We start from the raw sequence: 24,243 nt of genomic DNA, 5'->3' as shown, positions 1-24,243 counted from the left end.
GCCGGATCGGAACAGACTTCATTACAGGCGCTTCGTTTGAAACTGATTGTGCTGCGGGTAAGGCTCACGCGGCATTTGCCGTGGTTTGCGGTTCCGCCTGCGGCTGCGCTGCATCCACGCGTGCCGGGTTGTTCGGATGCGTGGTCCAGTTGGCATACTCGCCGGCATCCACGCGTTCCATCGTGATGCATTGATCAACCGGACATACGTGCATGCATAAGTTACACCCAACACATTCGGAGTCCACCACTTCAAAATGGCGCACGCCATCCTTTTCGCGCGTGATGGCCTGGTGTGCAGCGTCCTCGCATGCGATATGACACAACCCGCATTGAATGCACTTGTCCTGATCGATGCGCGCCTTGATGTCGTACTTGAGGTTCAGATACTGCCAGTCGGTGACATTCGGTACGGCGCGGCCCCGAAAATCGTCGAGCGTCGCATAGCCCTTTTCGTCCATCCAGTTCGACAGGCCATCGGCCAGATCCGCGACGATGCGAAAACCGTAGTGCATGGCCGCTGTGCAGACCTGCACGCTGCCTGCGCCGAGCACGATGAATTCCGCTGCGTCGCGCCACGTCGAGATACCGCCAATGCCCGAAATGGGCAGGTTCGGTGTTTCGACATCGCGGGCGATCTCCGCCACCATGTTCAGCGCGATCGGTTTCACTGCGGGGCCGCAATAGCCTCCGTGCGTGCCCTTTCCATCGACAATGGGCATGGGGGCCATCACATCCAGATCGACGCCCACAATTGAATTGATCGTGTTGATCAGCGACACGCCATCCGCGCCGCCCCTGTAGGCGGCTCGCGAGCCCGTACGAATGTCGCTGATGTTGGGTGTCAGCTTGACGAGACATGGCAGCTTCGTGCCTTCCTTGACCCAGCGCGTGACCATCTCCACGTATTCGGGCACCTGGCCCACCGCTGCGCCCATCCCACGTTCGCTCATACCGTGAGGACAACCGAAGTTCAGTTCGACCGCATCGGCACCGGTGTCCTCCACAAGCGGCAAAATCCACTTCCAGTCGCGCTCGTTGCACGGCACCATCAGCGAAACAATTAGCGCACGATCCGGCCAGTCACGCTTGACCTGGGCGATCTCACGCAGGTTGACGTCGAGCGGCCGGTCGGTGATCAACTCGATGTTGTTCAGGCCGGCGATACGCTGGCCATTCCATTGCACCGCGCCATAGCGCGAGCTGACATTGACCACGTGCGGGTCGAGGCCTAGCGTTTTCCAGACCACGCCGCCCCAGCCTGCTTCGAAGGCGCGATTGACGTTATAGGCCTTGTCGGTAGGCGGCGCAGAAGCGAGCCAGAAAGGGTTCGGCGAAGTAATGCCGGCAATCGTACAGCGCAGATCGGCCATGTTTGGCTCCTTGGGGACTCTGTTTTATCGTGAGGTCGAATGGCGGGCGTGGCTACATGGCGAGCCCGCTAGGCCGCTTTGACCGCAGTTCTGGCGAAGTGCGCGTCAATCGCCGCAGCGGCCAGCTTGCCGTCCTGCACCGCCTGCACCGTGAGATCCATCCCACCTGTCGCCGCGCAATCGCCGCCGGCCCATACGTCCGGCAACGAGGTTTGGCCGTTGGCGTCCACTGCGATGCGGCTGCCGTCGAGCGTCAGCAACTCGCGTTCGACACCCACCGCAACCAATGTCTGACCGATCGCCTTGAGCACCATATCGGCTTCGATGATGAACCGCTCGCTGCCCGCCGCCGACGTACGCTCGAATTCAACACCGGTTACCGTGCCGTCGCTGCCGAGCAACCTGACCGGCTTCGCGTGCGTGATCAGTGTCACGCCCTGGCCTTGTGCGAACTCGCGCTCGGCCCATGTTGCGCCCATCGTCTCCACGCTGCGGCGATAAGCCATCGTCACCGTCGTCGCACCGAGCTTGCGACTCTGCACCGCCGCATCCACCGCCGTATTGCCGCCGCCAATCACGACGACCCGCCGTCCGACCGGAACCGTAGCCAGATCGCTCGCTTCACGCACCTGCTCGATAAAGTCCACTGCATTCATCACACCGCCGAGTTCCTCGCCTTCGAGTTGCAATGCACGTACGCCGGTGAGGCCAATCGCCAGAAACACCGCGTCATGTTGTTGGCGTAACGCATCTAGATGAACATCGCGCCCAAGCGCCATACCGGTTTTGATCTCGATGCCGCCCACCGAGCACAACCACGCCACTTCCCGCTGCGCAAAATCATCGACGGTCTTGTACGCTGCAATACCGTATTCGTTCAGGCCCGCCGCCTTCTCATGCGCGTCGAACAGAGTCACGCGATGTCCCGCTAGCGCGAGGCGATGCGCACAGGCCAGCCCAGCTGGTCCGGCACCGACCACGGCAACGTGACGCCCCGTGTCAGACGCGCGCTTGAACAACTGCTCACCGCGCGCCATCGCCCAATCCGTCGCGTGACGTTGCAACGCGCCAATTGCCACCGGCTTCTCATCCTGATGGTTGCGCACGCATGCACCTTCGCAAAGAATCTCAGTCGGACAGACCCGCGCGCACATCCCGCCCAGCGGATTCGCCGAAAGAATGTCGACGGCTGCGCCCTTCAGATTGCCGTTGCCGATCTTGCGAATGAAACCCGGAATATCGATCTGCGTCGGACAGGCCTGCACGCACGGCGCGTCATAGCAGTAGTGACAGCGGCTCGCGGCCACCGCTGCGGCGCTTGCGTCGAGCAAGGGAGCGATATCCGCGAATTCACAGGAAAGCTGCTCGGGCGACAGTCGATGCGGGGCGATGTCGCCGGTTTGCTTGATGGCCATACACGTTCCTTGCTGAATGTGAGGACGTAGCCGCACCCTCCGGCCGCACATAGCGTGCAGCCGGGACGGCTTGTTTTATGGGCAATACGATCAGGCTTCTTTCAGGGCGCCGATTCCGGACGACACGCAAAATCTGACGCAAATCCAGTACAGCGCCCCTTCAACCTTGCATGCTCGTTCATGAAACCGGCTCGCAGGCACGCTCCAGCATGGCGTGCAGCAGGACGTTGGCGCCCGCCTCGATCCATTCGAGCGTGGCGTCCTCGATCTCGTTGTGACTGATACCGTCGACGCATGGCACGAACACCATTGACGTCGGCGCAACCTGCGACAGATAGCAGGCGTCGTGTCCCGCGCCCGACACCATGTCGCGATGCGGATAGCCAAAGCGCTGCGCAGCAGCGCGCACCGACTTCACACAGGCGGCGTCGAAGGCGACCGGCGCGTAATAGAAAATCTGCTCGAGTTGCGTTTCAAGGCCAATGCCGCTCGCAATGCGTTCCACGCCTTCGCGCAGCGCGGCGTCCATCTTCGCCAGGACCGCATCGTCGGGATGCCTGAAATCCACGGTGAAAAACACCCGCCCCGGAATCACATTGCGGGAGTTCGGATACACCTGCATCATGCCGACCGTTGCACAGCCGAACGGCGCATGATCGAGCCCGACGCGGTTGACCAAATCCACGACGCGCGCTGCACCGAGCAATGCATCACGACGGCGCGGCATCGGCGTCGGACCCGCGTGCGCTTCCTGACCGGTCAGCGTGATTTCATACCAGCGCTGGCCTTGCGCATCCGTGACAACGCCAATGGTCTTGTGCTCCGCTTCTAGAATCGGCCCTTGTTCGATGTGCAACTCGAATGCCGCATGCAAGGGCCGGCCACCGCACGGCAAATCGCCCGCGTAGCCGATGCGCTTGAGTTCTTCTCCGATGGTCTTGCCGTCCACGTCCTTGCGCGACAGGCCGTAGTCAAGCGTGAACACGCCGGCAAACACACCCGAGGCCACCATGGCGGGCGCGAAACGCGAGCCTTCCTCATTGGTCCAGATCACCACCTCGACCGGATGCTCAGTTTCAATGCCATGATCGTTCAGACTCCGAATCACTTCGAGACCGCCGAGCACCCCGTAGATACCGTCGAAACGGCCGCCGGTGGGTTGCGAATCCGCATGCGAGCCTGTCATGACCGGTAGCGCATCCGGATTACGTCCCGCGCGGCGCATGAACACATTGCCCATCTGATCGACGGTGACCGTGCAACCCGCCTCCTTCGCCCAACTGACGATCAGGTCGCGCCCTTCCTTGTCGAGATCGGTCAGCGCCAGACGGCAAACACCGCCTTTAGGTGTGGCGCCGATCTTTGCCATCGTCATCAGGCTATCCCACAGACGCTTGCCGTCGATCTTGATCGACACGTCCGGTTCAGCATGCTTTAACGCTTCGGATACCGCGTTCATTCGTCTCACTCCTTTCGATGAACCGACCTTGCATCTTTCGCTGCGCGCTTCGTTGCAATCCTCGACTAAACCACGCGCAGGTCATATGAAACTGGTGCACGACGGGCGGATCGTGGGGCGTTCACGCACGGCCACGGTGCACGCTCCGCGCACTTTAAGCAAAGGGCTAACCCTGGGTATCGAGCGCTCATCCAATCCTGTCCAATTGGACAGGTTGTAGACGATTAACTCCGCCAAATCAACACCTTTTGTGCGTTGGCAAACAGAGCGAGAAGCGTGCCATTGCGACGCAACATGCCGCATTAGCGCAATGCTGATCCGCCTATCCGGAATCGCTCAACCCGTGTTCAAACCGCTAGAATGAGGCGCGACGTGGCATACGCGCCGCGTGAGGCCAACAATGAGACATGACGAAACGGCAGCAGACCCAGCGGAAAACGGCGCAGCGCCCGCACCTTTGCGGCGGCGCAAGGCGCACATCCGCGAATCGAATGAGGCGCACTTGCTGGCCTGCGCGGAGGCGGTATTTGCCGAACGTGGACTGGAAGGCGCCAGCACCGCGATGATCGCTGAGCGTGCAAGCCTGCCGAAAGCTAACCTGCACTACTACTTCCCCACCAAGCTGGCGTTGTATCGCCGTGTACTCGAAGATCTGTTCGAAGACTGGCATCGCGCCGCGGATACTTTCGAGGGCAGCGACGATCCTGTGGCCGCGATCAGCGGCTACGTGCGCGCGAAAATGGAGTTGTCTCGCCGCCGGCCGCTCGGCTCGAAGGTATGGGCCAATGAGATCATCCACGGCGCGGAACATATGCAGGACATCCTCACGCAGCGCGTGAAGCCCTGGCTCGATAGCCGTGTCACGGTGATCGACGACTGGATCGCACGCGGACTGCTTGCGCCCGTCAACGCACAAACACTGATGTACATGATCTGGGCAATCACGCAGCACTACGCGGATTTCGACGCACAGATCATCGCGCTTGGCGGCAAGCGCGCGCTCACGCAGAAAGCGTTCGATGCGTCGACCGAAGAAGTGGTGCAGTTGGTGATTCGTGCGTGTGGTGCAGTGTCGCCCAGGCAGGACGGCTGAGGCTGTCACCCGCAGTTAGTCAAGCTCTGCCCACTCCAAGCATTCGCCGCTTCGCGACGCGCCCACCGCAGCAAATGCGGCAGCGAAAGCATCGGTAAATTTCCGCCGCAAAAACCGCAATCGGTAAGAACATCAGCCGTGCTGGCACATGTTGCGTGAACTGCACAAACTTGCACAAGCGCAATCTATTACCCAACGTTCATAAATCTTACACAGGTAAGTCGTTATGCTTCGGCCTAGCTGAGCCGGGGTCAAAGTACGCCTCGCCGGTTTCCCCTGATACCGAAAAGGCCACTTATGCCAGCCAGATTTGCGCATCGCGTCTCGTCTGCAAGCAAACGTTTGGCGGTCTCACTGCGAGCGTCCGTACGCACGGTATTTGCGGTCCTGCTCGCCGCGACTTTGAGCGTGTTCGTCATCGCGTGTAGCGACGACAGTCAAGCGCCCGATAGCAACGCGGACACCAGCGCATCCAGCCCGGACCAGAACACCGCCGCAACGACTTCGCCTTCCTTCGCGCAGCAAACCGATCAGAGCCAGTCCGCCTTGCCGGCTCAAACCTTCCAGACACCTCCGCCAGCGCCGCCCCAACCGGGTGTCGTGGCTGCTGCATCCGACAGTCTTGCCCCACCTGTGATTCACACCGTTGATTAAGTCCGTTTGATCCACGCGCCGGTGTCGCTGCGTTTTTTTGCCGTCGCGCACATTCCACCTCCTGAAGATCGAAGCCCAACATGACCTCCAAGAATCGCCGTGATTTTCTGCGCGCAGCCGCCCAGGCTGCCGGTTCCGCCACTGCATTAGGCATGCTCCCGCTCGGGATTCGCAATGCACTCGCGCTCCCTGCCAACAACGCTACCGGTAGCATCCAGGACGTCGAACACATCATCATCCTGATGCAGGAAAACCGCTCGTTCGATCACTACTTCGGCTCGCTCAGAGGCGTGCGCGGCTATGGCGATACGCGTGCCATCACGCTGCCGTCCGGCAATCCTGTGTGGTACCAGCCGCTCACCACCGTTGCAACGGCGGAAGCTGGTTACGTGCTGCCGTTCCGCCCGAACATTTCGAATCTCGGCCTGCAGTTCCTGCAGGATCTGGCGCATGACTGGAACACCACGCACACCGCCTGGAACGGCGGCATCTACGATCAGTGGGTGCCCGCCAAGGGCACCACGACGATGGCGTACATGACGCGTGAGGACATTCCGTTCCACTACGCGCTGGCCGACGCGTTCACCATTTGCGACGCGTACCACTGCTCGATCATGGCCCCGACCGATCCGAACCGCTACTACATGTGGACAGGCTGGGTGGGCAACGACGGCAGCGGCGGCGGTCCGGTAATCGACAACGCCGAGTTGGGCTACGGCTGGTCGACCTATCCTGAAGTGCTACAAAACGCGGGCATCAGCTGGAAGATCTATCAGGACATGGGCACCGGTCTGAACGCGAGCGGTTCATGGGGCTGGACTTCGGATGCGTACATCGGCAATTACGGCGACAACTCGCTGCTCTATTTCAACCAGTATCGCAACGCGCAGCCGGGCAATCCGCTGTACGACAAGGCGCGCGTCGGCACCAACGTGTCCGCTGGCGGAACCTACTTCGACATGCTCAAGCAGGACGTGCAGAACAACACGCTGCCGCAGGTCTCGTGGATCGTCGCGCCGGAAGCCTATTCCGAGCATCCGAACTGGCCCGCTAACTACGGCGCGTGGTACGTCGACCAGGTCCTGCAGGTTCTGACTTCCAATCCAGAGGTGTGGAGCAAGACCGTGCTGCTGGTCAATTACGACGAGAACGACGGCTTCTTCGATCACATGGCGCCGCCGTTTGCGCCCGCTTCGAATGCCAATGGCCTCTCGACCGTGGAGCTCACCAACGAAATCTACGAAGGCAACGGCCAGTATGCGGCCGGCGCAAACTCCATCGGCCCGTACGGTCTCGGACCGCGCGTGCCGATGATCGTGGTATCGCCGTGGTCGAAGGGCGGCTACGTGTGCTCGGAGCTGTTCGATCACACTTCCGTGATCCGCTTCATCGAAAAACGCTTCGGTCAGAATCACGACCTCGGCGAATCGAATATCACGCCGTGGCGCCGCGCGATTTGTGGCGACTTGATGTCGGCTTTCAACTTCGTCAATCCGAACGACGCAGCGCCTGAACTTCCGAGCACGACTGCTTATGCCCCGCCTGACCAGTTGCGCCACCCCGACTACGTGCCGCTGCCGCCGCTCGTGCAGGCGGTGCCGAAGCAGGAACCCGGTGTGCGTCTGGCGCGCGCGTTGCCCTACGAACTCTTCGTCCGGGTGCGCGGTGAGACCTCGCAAGGCAAGGTGACGATGCGCTTTATCAACACTGGCCGCGCCGGTGCCGCGTTCCTCGTCTATGCAACCAACAGCGGAGAAGCGCCGCGTTCATATACGGTTGAAGCGGGCAAGCGTCTTGAGGACCAGTTGCCGCTCAACGCCAACGGCACCTACGACTACACCGTCTACGGCCCGAATGGTTTTCTGCGCCGCTTCGCTGGCAAGCCGGTGGCGGCGTCGAACTGGTGGAACGGCTCGGACGTGGCGCGACCGGAAGTGGCCGATGGCTACGATGTCGCCAACGGCAATCTGCAACTGCGGCTCGAAAATCCGGGTACTGCACGCTGCCAGTTCACCATCACCAATGCATATGATCCGAACACGGTGATCAAACAGGTGGTGCGCGGCGGCGAGACGGACCAGGTCTACCTCGATCTGCGTAACGCGTACGGCTGGTATGACCTGACCATCACAGTCGATACGGACGCTACCTTCACGCGTCGTTTGGGCGGACACGTGGAAAACGGACGCAGCAGCATGAGCGACCCGGCGTTGGGCGGTTAAGCGCAGCCCTTGCTTGCTGAGGCATTAGCCAACCTCAAGCAAAGAAGCACTGAAGCACTCAGGCAGCAACTGTCGCGCACGCCAGGGAGCGCTCCCGCTCCCTGGCGAGAATCGCCTGCACCACATAGTCGGCATCGCGTGCGACGCCCGAGAAGCGGCCCGATCCCCATGTGTGCAGCCACGGCAAGCCCACGAAATAAAGCCCGTCCACCGGCGTGATACCACGTGTGTGCGCGGGATAACCCCGACCATTGAACACCGGCGCATCGAGCCAGCTAAAGTCTGGCGTAAAGCCGATGCACCAGATAATCGCCGCAATGCCACTGCCGGCAAGTTCCAAAGTCGTACGCTCGTGAGGCGGTTGCCACACGGGTTCATAAACGACACCCGGCGGCGCGTCGATGCGGTTCTTCTCAATGAATCCATCGATGCTCGCATTGATGCGGTTATACGTATCGTCCGCATCTTCGAGATTCGCTATAAGGTTGGGCGCGAAATGCAGATGTCCGTCGCGCAGATCCTGAAGCCGGCCATATAACTCCATGCCTTCGGCAGCAAACCTGCGCAGGTCAATATCTCGTCCGCCATCGCGGCCGGTCACATAGTGGTTGGTGTTGTCGCGCACCCCTTCGCGCAAGGGATGTTTCTCCACGGGCATATCGTAGTACTGCATGTCGGCGAGCCAGTCCACCACATCACGTCCACGATGAAAGCGCGCGCAGCGTGGCGCCTCTCCGACCGCGAGTATGACCTTGCGGCCGGACAAATGCAGATCCTCGGCAATCTGCGCGCCGGACTGGCCCGAGCCCACCACCAGCACGGCACCTTCAGGTAGCGCCTGCGGATTGCGATACTCGGACGACTGCAATTGCACGATCTGCGCAGGCAGCCGTTCTGCGAGGCGCGGCACTATCGGCGTGTGATAGCCCCCCGAAGCCACGACGACATGATCCGCGGTGAAATCGCCCTGGCTCGTCGCCACCGAATAGCGGCCATCGTCGCGCCGCCTGATACGCTGCACGTGAGTGTTTTCAACAACGGGCGCATTCAACATGGCGATGAAACCGTCGAGGTACGCGATGATTTCATCCTTTTTCATGAAGCCATGCGGATCGTCACCCATGTACGGATAACCAGGCAATGCGCACTGCCAGTTTGGCGTAACCAGACAAAACGCGTCCCAGCGCTGCTGACGCCATGTATGCGTGACGGTCTTTTTCTCGACCACCAGATGATCGACGCCGGCCTGCTTCAGGTAATAGCTGATCGACAGGCCCGCCTGCCCACCGCCAACGACGAGCACACGATAGTGGCCATTTTCGTGGGTCCCGGTGCTAACCGGCTGCGTTGTGTTCGACATGATGCGTCCTTGCAAATAGGAAATCGGCATGGCGTCGCGGTAACACCAATCACCTCGCCGGGTTCAACGGTGCGCGCGCGTTCAGATCAGCTCGATCACCTTGACGGTGGCATCCGGATGATCGCGAAACCGATCCGCGTCCTGTTCGATCTGCGCGAGCTGATCCATCGCGGCGGAACACGCAAAGCCGTACTTCTGACGCACGCGTTCTGAGGCAATGTTGAGGGCTTCGCGGGAGCGGCTGACGAAATCGTCGAGCGGATAATCATGACCGGGTGTGAAAAAATCACTCACCACCTGCGACGGCGAATAACAATTCGCTTCGTCGCCATCAGGCCATTTGATTCGAAAGTGCATAACGGGCATGGCAAGTTCCTCGCACGAGGTACGCAGGTTTAGTGAATGACGATGGGCTGCTTCGCAAGCAGCCCACGATAGGCGTCGACATGCCGACGGGCGCTGGACGCCCAGCTAAAGCGTGCAAGCAACCCGGGCACGGCTTGCGTGAAATCCGTACCGCTATCCCCTCGCAGCACGCGCAACAACTCAGCGGCAATCGAAGCAGTTTCGCCAGGGTTCGCCCAGCAGCAGGTCATGTTGTCGAGGTATTCGGTGAACGGCGCGATGTTTGAAGCAACGACCGGCGTGCCACAGGCAAGCGCCTCCAGCACGACGAGGCCAAAGCCTTCGCGCAGCGACACCATCGACAGCACATCGGCAGCGCGGAACAACGCCGGCATCACTGCATCGTCCAGCGGCCCGGTGATGACCACACTTCCATAGGGGCCGACTGACAGGCCAAGGTCCGCAGCACGTTGAATGAAGCGCCGCATATAGGCATCGTGATCGAGCAGGCTCGCGCCCCCGGCAATCACGAGTTGGGCGGTAGACATGGCCGAGCGCACCGCGACGAACGCATCGAGCAGCGCGAGCGTGTTCTTGCGCGCTTCGATGCCGCCCACCGCAAGCACAAGCGGGCCGTCTCCGAGACCTAGCTGTTGTCTGAGCGTTTGATCAGCGACGGTCCGTTCCGCATTAAATCGCGTCGTGTCGACACCATTCGTCATGGTGACCGCATCGATCCCATACCGAACCCGCATCTCGCGTGTCCACGTTTCGCTGACGCACAACACCTGATCGGCATCGCGCCAGGCGCGTTGTTGCCAGGCAGCAAGATGTGCATCATCGAAATGATCGAGATGGTGGACAGTACGCACGAACGCCCGAATTACACCCTCTTCCTTCAGTTCAGCGAGCGCGTTACCACTGATGCTGTCTTGCGCATGCAGCACATCGAACCTCGTCATCGCATCCTGTTCGCGCAGACTGCGCTTGAATGCACGAATGCGCGCATCCACCATCGCCACCGTGCCTGCTTGCGATTCCGTAATCGACGCGTAAACCATACGGCAGGAAGGCACTCGAAACAAGGTTTCGCCTATAACCGCCGGCACGAACACGGTAACGTCGTGCCCCTCGGCACATAGTGCTTTGGCAAGTTCGAGCGTATGCACGACGCCGCCGCGTGGATTCACCGAATGCGTCAGCAGCGCGATGCGCAACGCATCCCTGTTCATTGCGTCACCTCTTCTGCCGCGACGATAAACGTCTCGTCGTTGAAGTCCCACAACAGCGCGGCCTCGCCGTCTTGTTGAACCACCACCTTGCGGGACGCGTCGACGGTGCCCACTACCGCACACGCCAAAGAACGCGCCTCGAATTGCGCTTGCACGCGCTCGACATACTCGTCGCGCACCGACAGCAGATAGCCGAAGCTGGGAAATGCGGTAAGCCAGTGCGCAAGTGGCACATCAACTGGTCGCGGAATGCTGGCGAGATCGATCCGCGCACCGACTCGCGAACATTCGAGCAGCATCAGCGCGGTGCCCAGCGTACCGGCCATACTGATGTCCTTGGCGGCATCGCACAGCCCGCTTTCGGCCAATAGCGGCAACAACTCCAGATCGCCTCGCAGACGCACAGCCGGCGCGCCCACCGAGGCATTCCAGAACGGATACGGTTCTTCAAAACGGCCGCGCAAATCGACGGCCATCAACAGATGGTCGCCTGCCTTTGCGCTGAAACTGGACAACAGCTTGTTAGCGCGTCCTACGATCGAGACTGCCAGTTGCGCCTGATCGCTGCGCGCGTTGGTATGTCCACCGACAATCGGCACACCGTAGGCCACCGACGCCGCTGCCATACCCGCCAGCACCTCATGCGCGGTGTCGATGCCGTCGCTCCACAAGGCATCCACGACGGCAAGCGGCCGGCCGCCCATGGCGTAGACATCGCTGACGTTGACCATCACGCTGCTGTACCCCGCGAACCAGGGCATTGCGCGTACAAAATCGCTCACCATGCCTTCGATGGCGAACAACAGATAGCCCTCGTCATCGGCCAACGCAGCACAATCGTCACCAAGCGCAACCGCCTGATTGAGATCACCAGCGCCACCTGGCAACCGCCGCGCCAGCGATGAAACCACGCCCGCAATATCGGTCTTGTGCCGAAATCCGCGGCTCTCGCGCAAGCTGGTGACGAGTTGCGCCACGCTCACGATGCGCTCCGGGATTGCGTAACAAAGCCACCGCGCGGCGTCGTACACGGCGGATAGTGATCGAGCTGCGCCCGCATCAGATGATGCGAGCGGCCCAGCAACATCTCCTGCGACAACGCATCCCAATGCAGCGCCTGAAAGAGCGGCACGTTCTGGCTCTGCACATGCGCGAGAAAAGTCTCGCAGCCCAGCGCATGCGCGCTCGTCACGGCAAGTCGGATCAGCGTCGCGCCAATCTTGCCGTGGCGACGAAACGCAGCATGAACCGCGAGTCGCGAACCGAACCATACACCCGGTTCTTCCTGATGGATACGCACAGTCCCCACCACCTGCTCGGGAATCCCCGCAATGCAGCTCACCGCGACCAGTTGCTGCGCACGCTCGTCAATCTCGTCGCGGTCGTCACCAACGAAAATGCCTTGCTCGATGCAGAACACCGCGCGCCGCAGCTTATAGGCTTCATCTGCTTCCCACGGCAGCGTGGTCCATTTGATCCGGAATTCGGTCGGCGCGAACAGCACCGGTACGAGGTCAACATCGTCCAGTTCGCCCGATGCAGCAGAAACACCCGCAATCGCTTCGCCAAACATGATCACACCTCGTACGAAGAGAGCGACGAGCACGCGCCGCACTTGCCGCAGCCTGCCTTGATCTCGCTCGAACGCAGATTGGCGGCGGAGAGCATCGCCCCGAGCGGCTGCAACACGGACTTCATGAATTCAGGCGTAGGCGCTGGATGGTCTTCGAGCGGCGTGCCGCTGATTGGTACGAACGGCACGACGAATGGGTAGACACCCAGTTCGATCAACTCCCGCGAAATGGTAAGAATGGCCTCAGCGGTATCGCCGAGGCCGGCGAGGATATAAGTGCTCACCTGGCCACGCCCGAACACCGCAACCGCCGCTTTAAACGCCTTCATATAGCGCGAGAGAGGCACGCTCGACTTGCCCGGCATGATGCGTTCACGCAAAGCAGGCGTGACCACTTCGAGATGCATCCCCAGCGTATCGATGCCTCTCGCTTTCATACGCGCGAACCAGCGATCGTCGTCGGGCGGTTCACACTGCGCCTGAATCGGCAAATCTACCGCGGCCTTGATCGCAAACGCGCTTTCGCAGAGGATCTGTGCGCCACGATCACTGGTAGGCGGCGTCCCCGTTGTCAGCACCATGTGCTTCACGCCATCGAGCAGCACCGCCGCTCGCGCCACTTCGGCAAGTTGCTCCGGCGTCTTGCGGGCAATCGTGCGGCCCGCTGCAAGTGACTGGCCAATCGCGCAGAACTTGCACGTCTTGCGGCGGCTTTCGTAGCGGATGCAGGTTTGCAGCACCGTGGTCGCGAGCACGTCGGCGCTATGCAGCGTAGCGAGATGCGAGTACGGCACGCCATCGAGCGTTTGCATCGCATAGAAGCGCGGCGCCTTCGGAAAGCTGATATTGGCAATCGGAATCGTGCCGCGCATCAGCGCGCTGGTGCCGCCCGCATCGGCCGCAGAGGCGACGAAGGGCGAATGCCACGCCGTGTTGGTGTGCACCGGCACCATGATCGTCACGCCATCCACGGTCACGGCCTTGTGGTCCGACGGCCCCGCGCCGCCGCGCCGGCTCGCGACACCCGCACCGGGGTCCGCCAACCGTAAACCCACTGACTGCAGTTCAGTCATCAATTGCCGGCTCGCGGCTGGCAAAGTCTCGCTGGAGTTCATCGCGGCATCCCACGGTTGAGTTGAAGTCGGTGCTGGCGGCAGCGCCCCAAGAGGGCATCGGTGCCACCGTCGTAGCAGGCCGCTCGTTGATGGCCAGGCTTAGCAGTTCGGGCCGCGCATAATGGCCGACCGAATCCATCATGCGTTTGCGCTTGGTGATCAACATCATGTCGAGATCCGCGATCACCATGCCCTCGCCTTCGCGCAGCGGCGCGGCGAGATGCTGTCCTTCAGGCGAGACGATGGCCGTATTGCAGCCACCGCGTAGCGCCTTTTGCAGATTCGTGTCAGGGGTGATCGAAGCAATCTGCGCTTCTGTCAGCCAGCCCGTTGCGTTGACCACGAAGCAACCGGACTCCAGCGCATGATGGCGGATCGTCACTTCGATCTGCTCGGCGAAAATCGGCCCTACCAGCGAACCCGGAAACTGGCTGCAGTGAATCTCTTCGTGCTGCGTCATCAACGCATAACGGGCGAGCGGGTTGTAGTGCTCCCAGCATGCAAGCGCACCGACGCGGGCCACGCCGGTTTGCACGACCTTAAGTCCTGCCGCATCGCCCTGCCCCCAGATCATCCGTTCATGAAATGTCGGCGTGATCTTCCTGCGCTTGAGCAACAACTGGCCGTCCACATCAAAGATCAGTTGTGTGTTGTAGAGGCTGCCGTGATCGCGCTCGTTCACGCCAAGTACGACCACCATGCGATGCAGGCGCGCCCGTTCAGCAACCGCCTGCGTCACGGGACCCGGCACCACCACTGCTTCTTCGTAAAGCCGCATGTGATCGGCGCCAGAAGCCACCGGCGCGCGCACAAAAGAAAAGTACGGGTAGTACGGCACAAAGGTCTCGGGGAACACGATCAGCTGCACGCCTTCGCGCGCGGCCTCATCGATTGCCTCGCAGACCTTGTTGAGGGTGCCGTCGCTGCGCTCGAAGTCCGGTGAAATCTGGACTGCGGCGGCTCGAACGATGCGCTTGTCGGACATGGTGATAGCCGCCTGTTCTCAGACCGTCCAGGTGTGGATGACCAGTGCGTTGTCCTTGCGATGCAGAAGCTGTATATCCAGCACATCCAATGGGCTGATCGGACGAATCCCTTCGATCAGCGAAGCTTCGCCATGGCCATACAGTGCCTGTAACGCGAAACGGCAGGCGTACACCTTGCCGCCTTCCTCCATGAACTTCACCAACTGTTTGTTGAAGTTCAAATGCCCCGGAAACGCTTCGTCGCCAAGCGTCGGAAAGCCGCGCTGCAAACCGAGCGTGACACCCGGGCCATACAGCAACACGGTAGTTTCAAAGCCTTTGCGTAGCAGACGTGTTGCCTGAAGCAGGTTGACGAAGCCAATCGACCCTTCGAACGCCACCGTGTGAAACGTGACCAGCGCCTTCTCACCCGGCTCGGCCTTCACGTCCTCGAAGACCTTCTCTTCGTAATCGACGAGGTAATCGCCTTTCTGATGCAGCGGTTTATTGACGGCAGGCATGGCATTCTCCAAAGTGATTCGCGTGAATGGGAAATGAGGCGTTTATACGAGGCGTCGCTTTACGTCTGCGCCGAGCCCTATAACGCAACGGCCGTGCCACTGATCGCCGCCGAAAATGCGATCACTTTCCAATCAAACAGACGATCATTCGTTAAGCGACCCGAAATTATTTTTGGCCCGAAGGTTGCGTACAGCCAGCGTCGCCAAAGGAAACCGCTGCACAGGCGCTAATCGCACCAGCCGGGTGCGATCAGGGTGGTGCCGATGCGCCGGGCCGGTGCAGTCATTCACCACATGCGATCAATCCGATCATTGCAGGCGATCACTTTTACTGTGCTTCGAGCGCGGACTTCAGAAGCCACATGACGCTCCCGTTTAACCCTCTTCTATGTGCACGAGAAACGATGAGTAGCCCGACACATCACTGGATCAAACGACTCGCCGAAATCCGTAAGCCCGCCTATCTGGCGATTCCGGACCTGATAGAAGAAGATCTCGCCACCGGTCGTCTGCGTCCGCGCGATCGCTTGCCGGGCCTGCGCGATCTGGCCGACGAACTGGCGCTGAACTACACGACGGTGGCGCGCGCCTACGCTGAAGCCAGGAAACGCGGCCTGCTCGATTCGCGTGCGGGAAGCGGCACCTTTGTGCGCGGACGTACCGCGACATTGCCGCTGTCTGGCGGAAGCAGCATCGAAATGACCATGAACACACCACCCGAGCCAGCCGACTACGCAGCACGTCTGCGCGAATCGGCAGCGCGCCTGATGGCCGACAGCGATCCATATCAGTTGCTGCGTTATCAGGACTTCGGCGGCTCGCTGGCTGACAAGGCAGCCGGAACCGAATGGCTCAAGCGGCGCGTACCTGATTGTTCGCCCGAGAACGTGCTGGTCTGCCCTGGCATTCACAGCGCACTCGTCGCACTAGTGTCGCAACTGGCGCGACCGGGTGCGATGATCTGTCTCGACACGCTCGCGTATCCGGGCATCAAGGCGATTGCCGCGCAACTGGGCGTGCGTTTGCAGGCCCTCGCGCGCGACGACGAAGGACCGCTTGCGCATGCATTCGAAGCGCTCTGCAAGACCGACAAACCGAGCGCGTTCTATTGCAATCCAACGCTGCAAAATCCGAGCACGCTGACACTCACGAACAAGCGCCGCGAAGCACTCGCCGACGTCGCGCTACGCTACAGCATCCCCATCATCGAGGACGACGCCTACGCGATGCTGCCGCAGCAGGCGCCCGATGCGCTATCGACTTTTGCACCGGAACTGACGTACTACGTCACTGGGTTGTCGAAGAGTTTCGGCGCGGGTTTGCGGGTCGCCTATCTGCGTGCGCCGACGCCGCGTCAGACGCAGCGCCTTGCCGGCGCGCTACGCGCGACCACAGTGATGGCGAGTCCATTCACGGTGTCCCTTGCGACTCAATGGGTCGTCGACGGCACGGCGCTCGAGATGCTAAACGCAATACGCGGCGAGGCCAGAGCGCGTCAAGCGATTGCCACGCGCGTGCTCGGTACATGGAGATACGACGCTCATCCGGATGGTTTTCATCTGTGGCTGCCGATTCCGGGCGCAGGTGGCTGGAGTTCGTCAGAACTCGCGCTGCAGTTGCGCAATCAGGGTATTGCTGCGGTCGCGAGTGCCGCATTCTCAACTGACGGGAATCCACCTAACGCGATGCGCGTCTGCTTAGGCGGGTCAAAGAACCGCGAGGAGTGCGAGGAGGCGTTGCGCATCATCGCTGAAACGCTTGAACATCCGCATCATTTGCATTCGGCGATCATGTGAAGTGGGGCGGGATAGAAACGAAAACAAATCGCCTCCGCGTAACGCGCCGTAAGCGCGGCGCGCAGCGTCGCCGCTCAAGTCCACGCTCATGCCGCCGTATACACGGAGGAGGCCCGCTTCTCTAACGCATCTCGCTTACCCACCCATGACCTCGACATGTTCCCCTCCGCTCACGTCGCACTGTTGCATCGTGCGCCGCCATCGCTCCTGTCGCTCACATCACACGTCCAGCACCCCTTATTAGTCTGATGATTACCTCATCACAAGCGCAAAGCGCGCGAGCCGTTCGTTCGGCCTTAAGGTCCCGCATCGAAATTCGTATCAAGTACCAGGAGTTGTTGTGTCGTTTTATAGAAATCTGAAAATCGCCGTCAAGCTGGCACTCCTCGGAGCCGTGCTGCTTGCCTCAACCATGATCGTGGGACTCGAAGGATGGCACGCGCTCTCTCATACCCACTCGTTGCAGATCCAGTCGGCGCAGACGCTTGAGCAGTTCAGTCACGCCGCCGATACGGCGCGCGTCGCGCAAGTCGAGTTCAAGAAGCAGGTCCAGGAATGGAAAGACCTGCTGTTGCGCAGCTCGGATGCGGACGCCTTCGCGACGCACCAACGGGCCTTTGTCGCACAGAGCGACAAGGCCAGCGCCGCGTTGCAACAGCTTCGAAGCGAGTTGAGCGCACTTGGCGTGAATCTCGACGGCGTCGACAATGCCATCGCGACGCATGCCTCGTTGCAAACGAGTTACCTGGAGGCGCTCAAGCATTTCGACGTCGCCAACCCCAACAGCCTTCATGTGGTCGACGGTCTTGTCAAAGGTATCGACCGCCCCCCCACCACCGCAATCGATGCCATCGTCGCCTCCGTCATGCAACAGGCAGAGGCGTCGAACGCGCAGATCAATCAGGCCGCCGAGGACGCGTACCGTCTCGCCTGCATGCTGCTGTTCGTCGTTGTGTCGGGCGCGCTCGCCGTCGGCGTTGCGTCCGTTGTGATCCTGAGCCGTAGCATCACGTTGCCTGTCAAACAGGCCGTAGGCGTCGCGCAAGCCGTGGCAGCGGGCGACCTGCGCGCTGATGTGACCATCGTGAGCCAGGATGAAACGGGACAGCTGCTGAGCGCGCTCAACGACATGAACCACCGGCTGCGCCACATCGTCAGCGAAATCCGCGATGGTGCAACGACGATCTCCTCAGCCACCCAGCAAATCGCCGCTGGCAATCTCGATCTCTCCGCACGCACCGAACAGCAAGCCGCCTCGCTCGAGGAAACCGCCGCATCGATGCAACACTTTACGGACTCCGTACAACAAAGCGCCGGTCACGCACGCGACGCCACAACCCTCGCCCGCACTGCCGCGCAGGCAGCCCGTGACGGCGGGGCCGTCATGTCCGAGGCAGTGCGAACCATGGAGCAGATCGAGACGGCATCGAAGCGCATCGTCGACATCATCGCCGTGGTCGAAGCGATTGCCGCGCAAACCAATATCCTCGCGCTTAATGCCGCCGTTGAGGCCGCCCGCGCCGGCAATCAGGGACGCGGATTCGCAGTCGTCGCCAGCGAAGTGCGCAGTCTTGCGCAGCGCTCGGCGGACGCCGCACGCGAAATCAAGGCACTCATCCGTGACTCGGTGTCCACTATCGACGCGGGCACGCAACTGATTAACCGCGCCAGTCAAACGATGGACGGCGTGGTGGAAAGCGCCAGCAGCGTCACGCGCATTGTCGAGGCCATTGCAACCGCAACGGTCGATCAGGCGACCGGCATTGCCGAAGTGAACGATGCGGTGACACAAATGGACCAGGTCACGCAAAGCAATGCGGCGCTGGTCGAACAGGCCGCCGCGGCCGCCGACGCCGTGCAGACAAAGGCGTCGGGCCTCGTACAAAGCGTGAGTTTCTTTCGACTGGGGGCTCCCGCCTGACAAATCTGAAAGCGCGGCGTCAATAATCCTTCACTGAGCACTGCTAGGGTAGGCCGGTTTCACTGCAAGTCCGTCACTAATAAACCCCCGATGCTATACGGAGACTACAGATGCGCACTGCTGCCCGCCCTTCCAGGCACTCCCTACTTTCCCCGCTTTCGCGCTTTGCTAAAGATTTTGCTACTCAGCCCCTGCTCAAGGCGCGCACCCCGCTCGTCGCGCTTACCCTGATTGCCGCCAGCGCTGGCGCCTATGCGCAGCAATTTGGTTTCGGTGGCGCAAGCCCTTTTTTCCCGGGCTTGCTGGTTGTGAGCCGTAGCGTCTACGACAACCTGTCGAGCAACGTACAGCCCGGCACGGTTCTGCCGCCGGATTGCCCGGCGGCCTCCGGCGCCTGCGGCGCAGCAAGCGGCGCCACCAATGACGGCACCTACCCGTACGTCTGGAACAATGTGCTGTACGACGCCAACTTCGGCATCACGTCGCGCATCTTTCTGGATCAGCTCACGCCATCAGGCGGACTCATCAGCTCGCTCGAAGTCCCGAACAGCCTCGATCACCAGGGTAACGCCAACGGCCAACTCGTGACGAGCTTCAGCTCGAAGTCCGAGCTCGCCTTGCATCTGTCCACTGACGGCCAGTACCTGAGCTTCGTCGGCTACGTTGCACCGGTCAACTCGATCGACGTATCCAACGCAAATACCCCGGGCGTGATCGATCCAACCAATCCTGATGGACAGACCTTCTATCGCGGCGTCGCCCTCGTGGACAGCCTGGGTCATTTCCGTTTCACCGAAACGAATGCCTTTAGCGGCGACAATGGCCGCGCCGCGATCCTGAACAACACCAGCGGTCAAAACCTGTTCTATACGACCGGCAATGCGGGCAATGGCGCCAACCCGCAGCCGGACGGCGTCGTCATCGGCACCGGCGCGCAGTTGCTCAATCCGTCGAATCAGCCGGAAGCGCAGCAGAATCCGGGCACGCCCACGCCACTGGGCAGCTTCTCGGTCACCCAACTCGGCGCCAAGGCCGACAAGATCGGCAAGGACGACAACTTCCGCGGCATCACGGTTTACAACAACGTGGTGTACTACACCAAGGGAAGCGGCAGCAACGGCGTGAACACGGTGTATTTCCTGGACACGACCGGCACGGCCTGCCCGTCGGGCACTGGCGTGCCGGCTGCCAATGCGAAGCTGCCCACTACACCGCTCGCCTACACGGCTGCCACGCTGCAAACCACCGGTCTGCCGAACAATATGTGTATCCTGGCCGGCTTCCCGTCGACGCCCAATAAGACCGCGACCACGCTGGCCTACCCGTTCGGCCTCTGGTTCGCCAACGCGACGACGCTATATGTCGCCGACGAAGGCGACGGCTACACCGGCGGCACGGACCTCTTCACGCACGCCGCGGCTCAGACGACTGCGGGTCTGCAGAAGTGGGTCTACAACGCGTCGTCCAAACAGTGGACGCTGGCCTACACGCTGCAAAACGGTCTGAACCTCGGCACGGAGTACACCGTGCCGGGCTATCCGACCGGTTCGAACAGCGCGACCGGCCTGCCCTGGGCACCGGCTACCGACGGGCTGCGCAGCCTGACAGGCCGCGTCGAGGACGACGGCTCGGTGACGCTCTGGGCGATCACGTCGACGGTTAGCGGCGACGGTGACGTGGGCGCGGACCCGAACCGGCTGGTGGCGATTCGCGACGTGCTGAAGAACAACACTGCGGCGAGCGCGGCCAATGAGAAGTTCGTGACGCTGCGTGGCGCCGGCTTTGGCGAAGTGCTGCGCGGTGTGTCCTTCACGCCGGGCACGCACGCCAACGGCTGGTTCTGATCGCGCAAAAGGTACAACCAACGGACACTGACCTGGGTTGCGCTTCACGCAACCCAGGTCAATCCAGCCACTAAACCCCGAAGTCGAGACCGCCGAGCAGTATCACGGGCTCCGCTTGCGTGTGGGAGCGAAAGTCGACTTCGCGGACGTTGCGCCACGCGTCGAGCTTGCGGGGAATGGCCCGCAGGTAGCCGGCAAAGCGGGCCTGCCCGCCCTCGCCCATCAGGCGCTCGATCTCGTCGCTGTCCCAGGTCAGTAGCAGATTGAGCGAATGCGGATAGTGGCGCAAGGCCTCGACCGCCTCGCCGACAATCCGCACACGAGTTGGATGGCCATGCCCCTCGTAAGGCAGCACTTCGACACGCACGCTGGGATCAAGGTGGGCGATCGTCTCGGCGATACGCGGCGCGAACTCAGTCTCGAACCTGGCTACGGTCTCCGGACTCATGTGGGTCTCCCTTGCTCCGCGCTTGCGGCCTGGCGCCGTTTCATTACCCTACTCCCTTCAAGTCAGCCTCGTGTGCCTGACGCGCCACCCTGACAGCGCTCACCCCGCACGAAGTGGATAAAGCGGCGAAGCAGGCAACGCCTCGCAAGGCCGGTCGCACGATTGCATAAGACTCATTTATCATACGAGCGTTCTGCGACGCTCCAGGCTCGCCATCAGTGGCCAAGGAGTCCGCTTCGCCGGAAAGCGCTGCCAGACCGGACGCGCAGCACGTTCAAAGAAGCCGTGGCGGCCGCGGCCAACCCAGTAAGCCATGCGCCCGCTCCGTTATAGACGTACTCGATGCACGAAGTCTCATGGCCGTGCCGTTATCAGGTCGCTTCAGATAAAAACCGGGCGTAAACTACCGCCAGCGTCGATCTACACCAGAGCCCATGCGAACCATGTCGAATCCTGATGCCCCGCGCCCCGGCGTCCGCCGCCCCCGTGCCGACGCCCGCCTCAGATGGCCAGAGCCGCCCGCATGCTGGACCGTCTGATGCACCTGATTCCGCGTCTCACCGCCGAGGGCGCCACAGCGATTCCCGCTCGCTCGTTGCGTGACGCGCTGCACGCGCAGGTGGGCCTGCGGCTGCCGCTCTTTCCGGCCACCATCGCCCCATTCTCCCCGCCTAAACGAGGAACCCGCCGCGTGATACGTCCTTCTAGCCGATTGCCCTTACCTGAGCGTTGCAGACGATGATCGGCGAGATCGATATTTTCGGCGTGTTCGTGCCGTCCATTCTCGTGCTGATGCTGATCGCCTATCTGATCAACCAGGTCATCCGCATGCTGCTGGCGCGTACCGGTTTTTATCGCCTGATCTGGCACCGTACCATGTTTGATCTTGGCATCTACGTGCTGGTGCTGGGTCTTGTTGTTATCGTTTCACACCGACTAATAACGTGAATTAACGTGAAAAAAACCTGGCTCTCTATTGGTCAGATCCTGCTGACCCTGATCGTTGTTGCGATCGCAGGCTTCGTATTGTGGAAGCTGATCGACTACTACATGTACTCGCCGTGGACGCGTGATGGCCGCGTGCAAGCCGACATCATCCAGGTCGCGCCCGACGTCTCGGGACTAATCACCGAAGTCGACGTCAACGACAACCAGCCAGTCAAGGCGGGCCAGATACTGTTCGTGATCGACCAGGCCCGCTACACGCTGGCGCTGCGCACCGCCGAAGCCACGGCCCAGCAACGCCGTGCCACGCTCGACCAGGCCCGCCGCGAAGACGTCCGCAATCACCAGTTGGGGGACCTCGTGGCGCGTGAAATCGCGGAAGAAAGCCTCTCCCGCGTCGAGCAAGATGATGCGGCGCTCGCCGACGCGCTGGTCGCCGTCGATACTGCCAAGCTCAATTTGCAACGCACTCACATCGTCAGTCCGGTAGACGGGTATCTCAACGACCGCGCGCCGCGCACCGGCGAGTATGCCTCGGCGGGCCGTTCGGTGCTGTCGGTGGTGGACATGCATTCGTTCCGCGTCGACGGCTACTTCGAGGAAACCAAGCTGAGCGGTATCGATATTGGTCAAAGAGTAGATATCAAAGTGATGGGCGAACCGGGCGTGCTGCGCGGCCACGTGCAAAGCATCGTGGCCGGCATCGAGGATCGCGATCGCACGCAGGGTTCAAACCTGCTGCCCAACGTGAACCCGGCCTTTAGCTGGGTGCGTCTGGCGCAACGGATTCCGGTACGCGTCGCGCTCGACGAAGTCCCGAAAGATTTCCGCATGATCGCCGGGCGTACCGCGACCGTCTCGGTGCGAGGGCTCGCGCCGTCGATCGGGCCGGGTTCGGCAGCCGACTACACCGTTGCTTCGGGCGTCACGGCAGCTTCTGGGGGCGCGTCTGGTTCAGCGGGTGCAGCTTCGGGAGGTGCGTCTGGATCAACGGGTGCAGCTTCCTCGGCGCCGGTCGCCGTCCAGTCCAGCGCGACAGTGGCCGTCGCACCTGTTACGGCCGCTTCGCGACCTGCCGCGAGCGCCGCAAAATGAAGATGCCGCGCGCTCTTTCCGTTTTGCGAAAGCGGCCTGCACTTCCGCTGTTGCCGCTCGTCCTCGCGCTTGCTGCCTGCGTGGTCGGGCCTAACTACAAGCTGCCCGACAACGCGGTGGTCAACGCGCCGCTGGTCAATGCACCGCTGCCGGATGTCGACGGTGAGCACGTCTCGCAGCAACCGGTGCCCCCGAACTGGTGGCATTTGTACGACGATCCAGTGCTTGAGCAACTGGTGAACGAAGCGCTGGTATCGAATACGGACTTGCGGGTGGCAGCGGCCAATCTCGCGCGTTCGCAGGAAGCTCTCGGTGTTGCCCAGGCGCAAGGCGGGTTTTCCGGCAAGTCTTCGGCAGCATTTGCCCGGGCTCAGGAAGCGGGCGAACAGTATCTGATTTTTAGCAAGATCCCGGTGGCCAACGAGGGCGCCATCGACCTCACGGTCTCGTACGAATTCGACCTGTTCGGCAAGCTCAAGCGTGGCGTGGAAGCCGCTAACGCGGATAGCGAAGCAACCCGGGCTGCGAGCGATCTGGCACGCATCACCGTGGTCGCCAGCGTGGTGCGCGCTTATATCGAAGCCTGCTCGTCGGGCGATGAACTGGCCGTCGCCCAACAGTCCTTGTCACTACAGAAGGAGCGTCTCGACGTCTCACGCAGGCTGTTCGCGGCGGGTCGCGGCAACCAGCCGGACGTCACCAGCGGCCAGACGCAGGTTGAATCGATTACCGCTGACATTCCCCGCTTTACGGCGCGGCGCAAGATCGCGCAGTACGAGCTAGCCATGCTGCTGGCGCGCGCGCCGTCCGATCTGCCGCCGGCGGTCATGGCCTGCAACAAGGTGCCGCAGATTGCCCAGCCGATTCC

At 61.5% G+C, this 24,243-nt stretch carries 20 protein-coding genes and 1 pseudogene; 9 read left to right on the top strand and 12 right to left on the bottom strand.

The window, feature by feature from the left end; translation table 11 throughout:
* Nucleotides 1-64 precede the first annotated feature (64 nt).
* The 3 genes from preA to WCA85_RS09680 form a co-directional block, all read right to left on the bottom strand.
* Complete coding sequence (preA, locus tag WCA85_RS09690) at nucleotides 65-1,372, bottom strand: NAD-dependent dihydropyrimidine dehydrogenase subunit PreA (protein ID WP_424063241.1); 1,308 nt, start codon at nucleotides 1,370-1,372, stop codon at nucleotides 65-67.
* A 68-nt stretch (nucleotides 1,373-1,440) separates the two neighbouring features.
* Nucleotides 1,441-2,787, bottom strand: coding sequence for an NAD(P)-dependent oxidoreductase (locus WCA85_RS09685; protein ID WP_424063239.1), 1,347 nt, complete (start codon nucleotides 2,785-2,787; stop codon nucleotides 1,441-1,443).
* Between the two features lie 178 nt (nucleotides 2,788-2,965).
* On the bottom strand, nucleotides 2,966-4,246 hold the full coding sequence (locus WCA85_RS09680) for a Zn-dependent hydrolase (protein WP_424063237.1): 1,281 nt from the start codon (nucleotides 4,244-4,246) through the stop codon (nucleotides 2,966-2,968).
* A 360-nt stretch (nucleotides 4,247-4,606) separates the two neighbouring features.
* On the opposite strand from WCA85_RS09680, the pseudogene WCA85_RS09675 reads away from it, so the two are divergent.
* The 3 genes and pseudogenes from WCA85_RS09675 (at nucleotide 4,607) to WCA85_RS09665 (ending at nucleotide 8,215) form a co-directional block, all read left to right on the top strand.
* Nucleotides 4,607-5,339: pseudogene (locus tag WCA85_RS09675) on the top strand (TetR family transcriptional regulator C-terminal domain-containing protein).
* A gap of 297 nt (nucleotides 5,340-5,636) precedes the next feature.
* Nucleotides 5,637-5,993, top strand: coding sequence for a hypothetical protein (locus WCA85_RS09670; protein WP_424063236.1), 357 nt, complete (start codon nucleotides 5,637-5,639; stop codon nucleotides 5,991-5,993).
* Between the two features lie 80 nt (nucleotides 5,994-6,073).
* The gene (locus tag WCA85_RS09665) at nucleotides 6,074-8,215 is read left to right on the top strand and encodes a phosphocholine-specific phospholipase C (protein WP_424063234.1); all 2,142 of its coding nucleotides are present in this window, start codon (nucleotides 6,074-6,076) and stop codon (nucleotides 8,213-8,215) included.
* A 58-nt stretch (nucleotides 8,216-8,273) separates the two neighbouring features.
* Here WCA85_RS09665 and WCA85_RS09660 read toward each other — a convergent pair whose 3' ends face one another.
* The 8 genes from WCA85_RS09660 to WCA85_RS09625 all read right to left on the bottom strand — a co-directional run bounded on the left by WCA85_RS09660 (nucleotide 8,274) and on the right by WCA85_RS09625 (nucleotide 15,326).
* Entirely contained in the window at nucleotides 8,274-9,575 is a 1,302-nt protein-coding gene (locus WCA85_RS09660) for an MSMEG_0569 family flavin-dependent oxidoreductase (RefSeq protein WP_424063233.1), read from the bottom strand.
* Between the two features lie 81 nt (nucleotides 9,576-9,656).
* Nucleotides 9,657-9,941: an MSMEG_0570 family nitrogen starvation response protein gene (locus tag WCA85_RS09655; RefSeq protein WP_424063231.1), complete on the bottom strand. Its 285-nt coding sequence runs from the start codon at nucleotides 9,939-9,941 to the stop codon at nucleotides 9,657-9,659.
* Between the two features lie 29 nt (nucleotides 9,942-9,970).
* Nucleotides 9,971-11,152: an MSMEG_0565 family glycosyltransferase gene (locus WCA85_RS09650; RefSeq protein ID WP_424063229.1), complete on the bottom strand. Its 1,182-nt coding sequence runs from the start codon at nucleotides 11,150-11,152 to the stop codon at nucleotides 9,971-9,973.
* Nucleotides 11,149-12,135 carry a sll0787 family AIR synthase-like protein gene (locus WCA85_RS09645; RefSeq protein ID WP_424063227.1) on the bottom strand — a complete coding sequence of 329 codons (987 nt, stop codon included), beginning with the start codon at nucleotides 12,133-12,135 and terminating at the stop codon, nucleotides 11,149-11,151. The genes WCA85_RS09650 and WCA85_RS09645 overlap by 4 nt, the downstream gene beginning before the upstream one ends.
* Nucleotides 12,132-12,725, bottom strand: coding sequence for an MSMEG_0567/Sll0786 family nitrogen starvation N-acetyltransferase (locus WCA85_RS09640; RefSeq protein ID WP_424063225.1), 594 nt, complete (start codon nucleotides 12,723-12,725; stop codon nucleotides 12,132-12,134). The genes WCA85_RS09645 and WCA85_RS09640 overlap by 4 nt, the downstream gene beginning before the upstream one ends.
* Nucleotides 12,726-12,727: 2 nt before the next feature.
* Nucleotides 12,728-13,798 (bottom strand): MSMEG_0568 family radical SAM protein, encoded by a 1,071-nt coding sequence (locus WCA85_RS09635; RefSeq protein ID WP_424063258.1) that lies wholly within the window; start codon nucleotides 13,796-13,798, stop codon nucleotides 12,728-12,730.
* The gene (locus WCA85_RS09630; protein WP_424063224.1) at nucleotides 13,791-14,825 is read right to left on the bottom strand and encodes a Nit6803 family nitrilase; all 1,035 of its coding nucleotides are present in this window, start codon (nucleotides 14,823-14,825) and stop codon (nucleotides 13,791-13,793) included. The genes WCA85_RS09635 and WCA85_RS09630 overlap by 8 nt, the downstream gene beginning before the upstream one ends.
* A gap of 18 nt (nucleotides 14,826-14,843) precedes the next feature.
* Nucleotides 14,844-15,326, bottom strand: coding sequence for an MSMEG_0572/Sll0783 family nitrogen starvation response protein (locus WCA85_RS09625; RefSeq protein ID WP_424063222.1), 483 nt, complete (start codon nucleotides 15,324-15,326; stop codon nucleotides 14,844-14,846).
* A 404-nt stretch (nucleotides 15,327-15,730) separates the two neighbouring features.
* Between WCA85_RS09625 and WCA85_RS09620 the strand changes: the two genes are divergently transcribed.
* The 3 genes from WCA85_RS09620 to WCA85_RS09610 all read left to right on the top strand — a co-directional run bounded on the left by WCA85_RS09620 (nucleotide 15,731) and on the right by WCA85_RS09610 (nucleotide 20,887).
* Nucleotides 15,731-17,122 (top strand): PLP-dependent aminotransferase family protein, encoded by a 1,392-nt coding sequence (locus tag WCA85_RS09620; RefSeq protein WP_424063221.1) that lies wholly within the window; start codon nucleotides 15,731-15,733, stop codon nucleotides 17,120-17,122.
* Between the two features lie 340 nt (nucleotides 17,123-17,462).
* Complete coding sequence (locus tag WCA85_RS09615; RefSeq protein ID WP_424063219.1) at nucleotides 17,463-19,043, top strand: methyl-accepting chemotaxis protein; 1,581 nt, start codon at nucleotides 17,463-17,465, stop codon at nucleotides 19,041-19,043.
* A 110-nt stretch (nucleotides 19,044-19,153) separates the two neighbouring features.
* The gene (locus tag WCA85_RS09610; RefSeq protein ID WP_424063217.1) at nucleotides 19,154-20,887 is read left to right on the top strand and encodes a hypothetical protein; all 1,734 of its coding nucleotides are present in this window, start codon (nucleotides 19,154-19,156) and stop codon (nucleotides 20,885-20,887) included.
* A 70-nt stretch (nucleotides 20,888-20,957) separates the two neighbouring features.
* On the opposite strand, the gene WCA85_RS09605 is transcribed toward WCA85_RS09610, so the two are convergent.
* The gene (locus tag WCA85_RS09605; RefSeq protein ID WP_424063215.1) at nucleotides 20,958-21,335 is read right to left on the bottom strand and encodes a DUF5594 family protein; all 378 of its coding nucleotides are present in this window, start codon (nucleotides 21,333-21,335) and stop codon (nucleotides 20,958-20,960) included.
* Nucleotides 21,336-22,073: 738 nt separating this feature from the next.
* Here WCA85_RS09605 and WCA85_RS09600 point away from each other — a divergent pair.
* The 3 genes from WCA85_RS09600 to WCA85_RS09590 form a co-directional block, all read left to right on the top strand.
* Complete coding sequence (locus WCA85_RS09600) at nucleotides 22,074-22,283, top strand: DUF1656 domain-containing protein (RefSeq protein WP_424063213.1); 210 nt, start codon at nucleotides 22,074-22,076, stop codon at nucleotides 22,281-22,283.
* Between the two features lie 6 nt (nucleotides 22,284-22,289).
* On the top strand, nucleotides 22,290-23,375 hold the full coding sequence (locus tag WCA85_RS09595; protein WP_424063212.1) for an efflux RND transporter periplasmic adaptor subunit: 1,086 nt from the start codon (nucleotides 22,290-22,292) through the stop codon (nucleotides 23,373-23,375).
* Nucleotides 23,372-24,243, top strand: an 872-nt coding sequence (locus tag WCA85_RS09590) for a TolC family protein (protein ID WP_424063210.1), incomplete at its 3' end; no start/stop codon positions are given. The genes WCA85_RS09595 and WCA85_RS09590, both read left to right, overlap by 4 nt.

Origin of the sequence: Paraburkholderia sp., assembly GCF_049581445.1 — a bacterium.
GTDB lineage: Bacteria > Pseudomonadota > Gammaproteobacteria > Burkholderiales > Burkholderiaceae > Paraburkholderia.
The sequence above is the reverse complement of the archived record's forward strand: the minus strand, read 5'-3'. Positions and strand labels throughout refer to the sequence as shown.

Excerpts from the sequence above, each read along its gene's own strand:
- preA (WP_424063241.1), bottom strand. The coding sequence starts at position 1,372 with ATGGCCGATCTGCGCTGTACGATTGCCGGCATTACTTCGCCGAACCCT.
- WCA85_RS09685 (WP_424063239.1), bottom strand. The coding sequence starts at position 2,787 with ATGGCCATCAAGCAAACCGGCGACATCGCCCCGCATCGACTGTCGCCC.
- WCA85_RS09680 (WP_424063237.1), bottom strand. The coding sequence starts at position 4,246 with ATGAACGCGGTATCCGAAGCGTTAAAGCATGCTGAACCGGACGTGTCG.
- WCA85_RS09670 (WP_424063236.1), top strand. The coding sequence starts at position 5,637 with ATGCCAGCCAGATTTGCGCATCGCGTCTCGTCTGCAAGCAAACGTTTG.
- WCA85_RS09665 (WP_424063234.1), top strand. The coding sequence starts at position 6,074 with ATGACCTCCAAGAATCGCCGTGATTTTCTGCGCGCAGCCGCCCAGGCT.
- WCA85_RS09660 (WP_424063233.1), bottom strand. The coding sequence starts at position 9,575 with ATGTCGAACACAACGCAGCCGGTTAGCACCGGGACCCACGAAAATGGC.
- WCA85_RS09655 (WP_424063231.1), bottom strand. The coding sequence starts at position 9,941 with ATGCCCGTTATGCACTTTCGAATCAAATGGCCTGATGGCGACGAAGCG.
- WCA85_RS09650 (WP_424063229.1), bottom strand. The coding sequence starts at position 11,152 with ATGAACAGGGATGCGTTGCGCATCGCGCTGCTGACGCATTCGGTGAAT.
- WCA85_RS09640 (WP_424063225.1), bottom strand. The coding sequence starts at position 12,725 with ATGTTTGGCGAAGCGATTGCGGGTGTTTCTGCTGCATCGGGCGAACTG.
- WCA85_RS09635 (WP_424063258.1), bottom strand. The coding sequence starts at position 13,798 with ATGACTGAACTGCAGTCAGTGGGTTTACGGTTGGCGGACCCCGGTGCG.
- WCA85_RS09630 (WP_424063224.1), bottom strand. The coding sequence starts at position 14,825 with ATGTCCGACAAGCGCATCGTTCGAGCCGCCGCAGTCCAGATTTCACCG.
- WCA85_RS09625 (WP_424063222.1), bottom strand. The coding sequence starts at position 15,326 with ATGCCTGCCGTCAATAAACCGCTGCATCAGAAAGGCGATTACCTCGTC.
- WCA85_RS09620 (WP_424063221.1), top strand. The coding sequence starts at position 15,731 with ATGAGTAGCCCGACACATCACTGGATCAAACGACTCGCCGAAATCCGT.
- WCA85_RS09610 (WP_424063217.1), top strand. The coding sequence starts at position 19,154 with ATGCGCACTGCTGCCCGCCCTTCCAGGCACTCCCTACTTTCCCCGCTT.
- WCA85_RS09605 (WP_424063215.1), bottom strand. The coding sequence starts at position 21,335 with ATGAGTCCGGAGACCGTAGCCAGGTTCGAGACTGAGTTCGCGCCGCGT.
- WCA85_RS09600 (WP_424063213.1), top strand. The coding sequence starts at position 22,074 with ATGATCGGCGAGATCGATATTTTCGGCGTGTTCGTGCCGTCCATTCTC.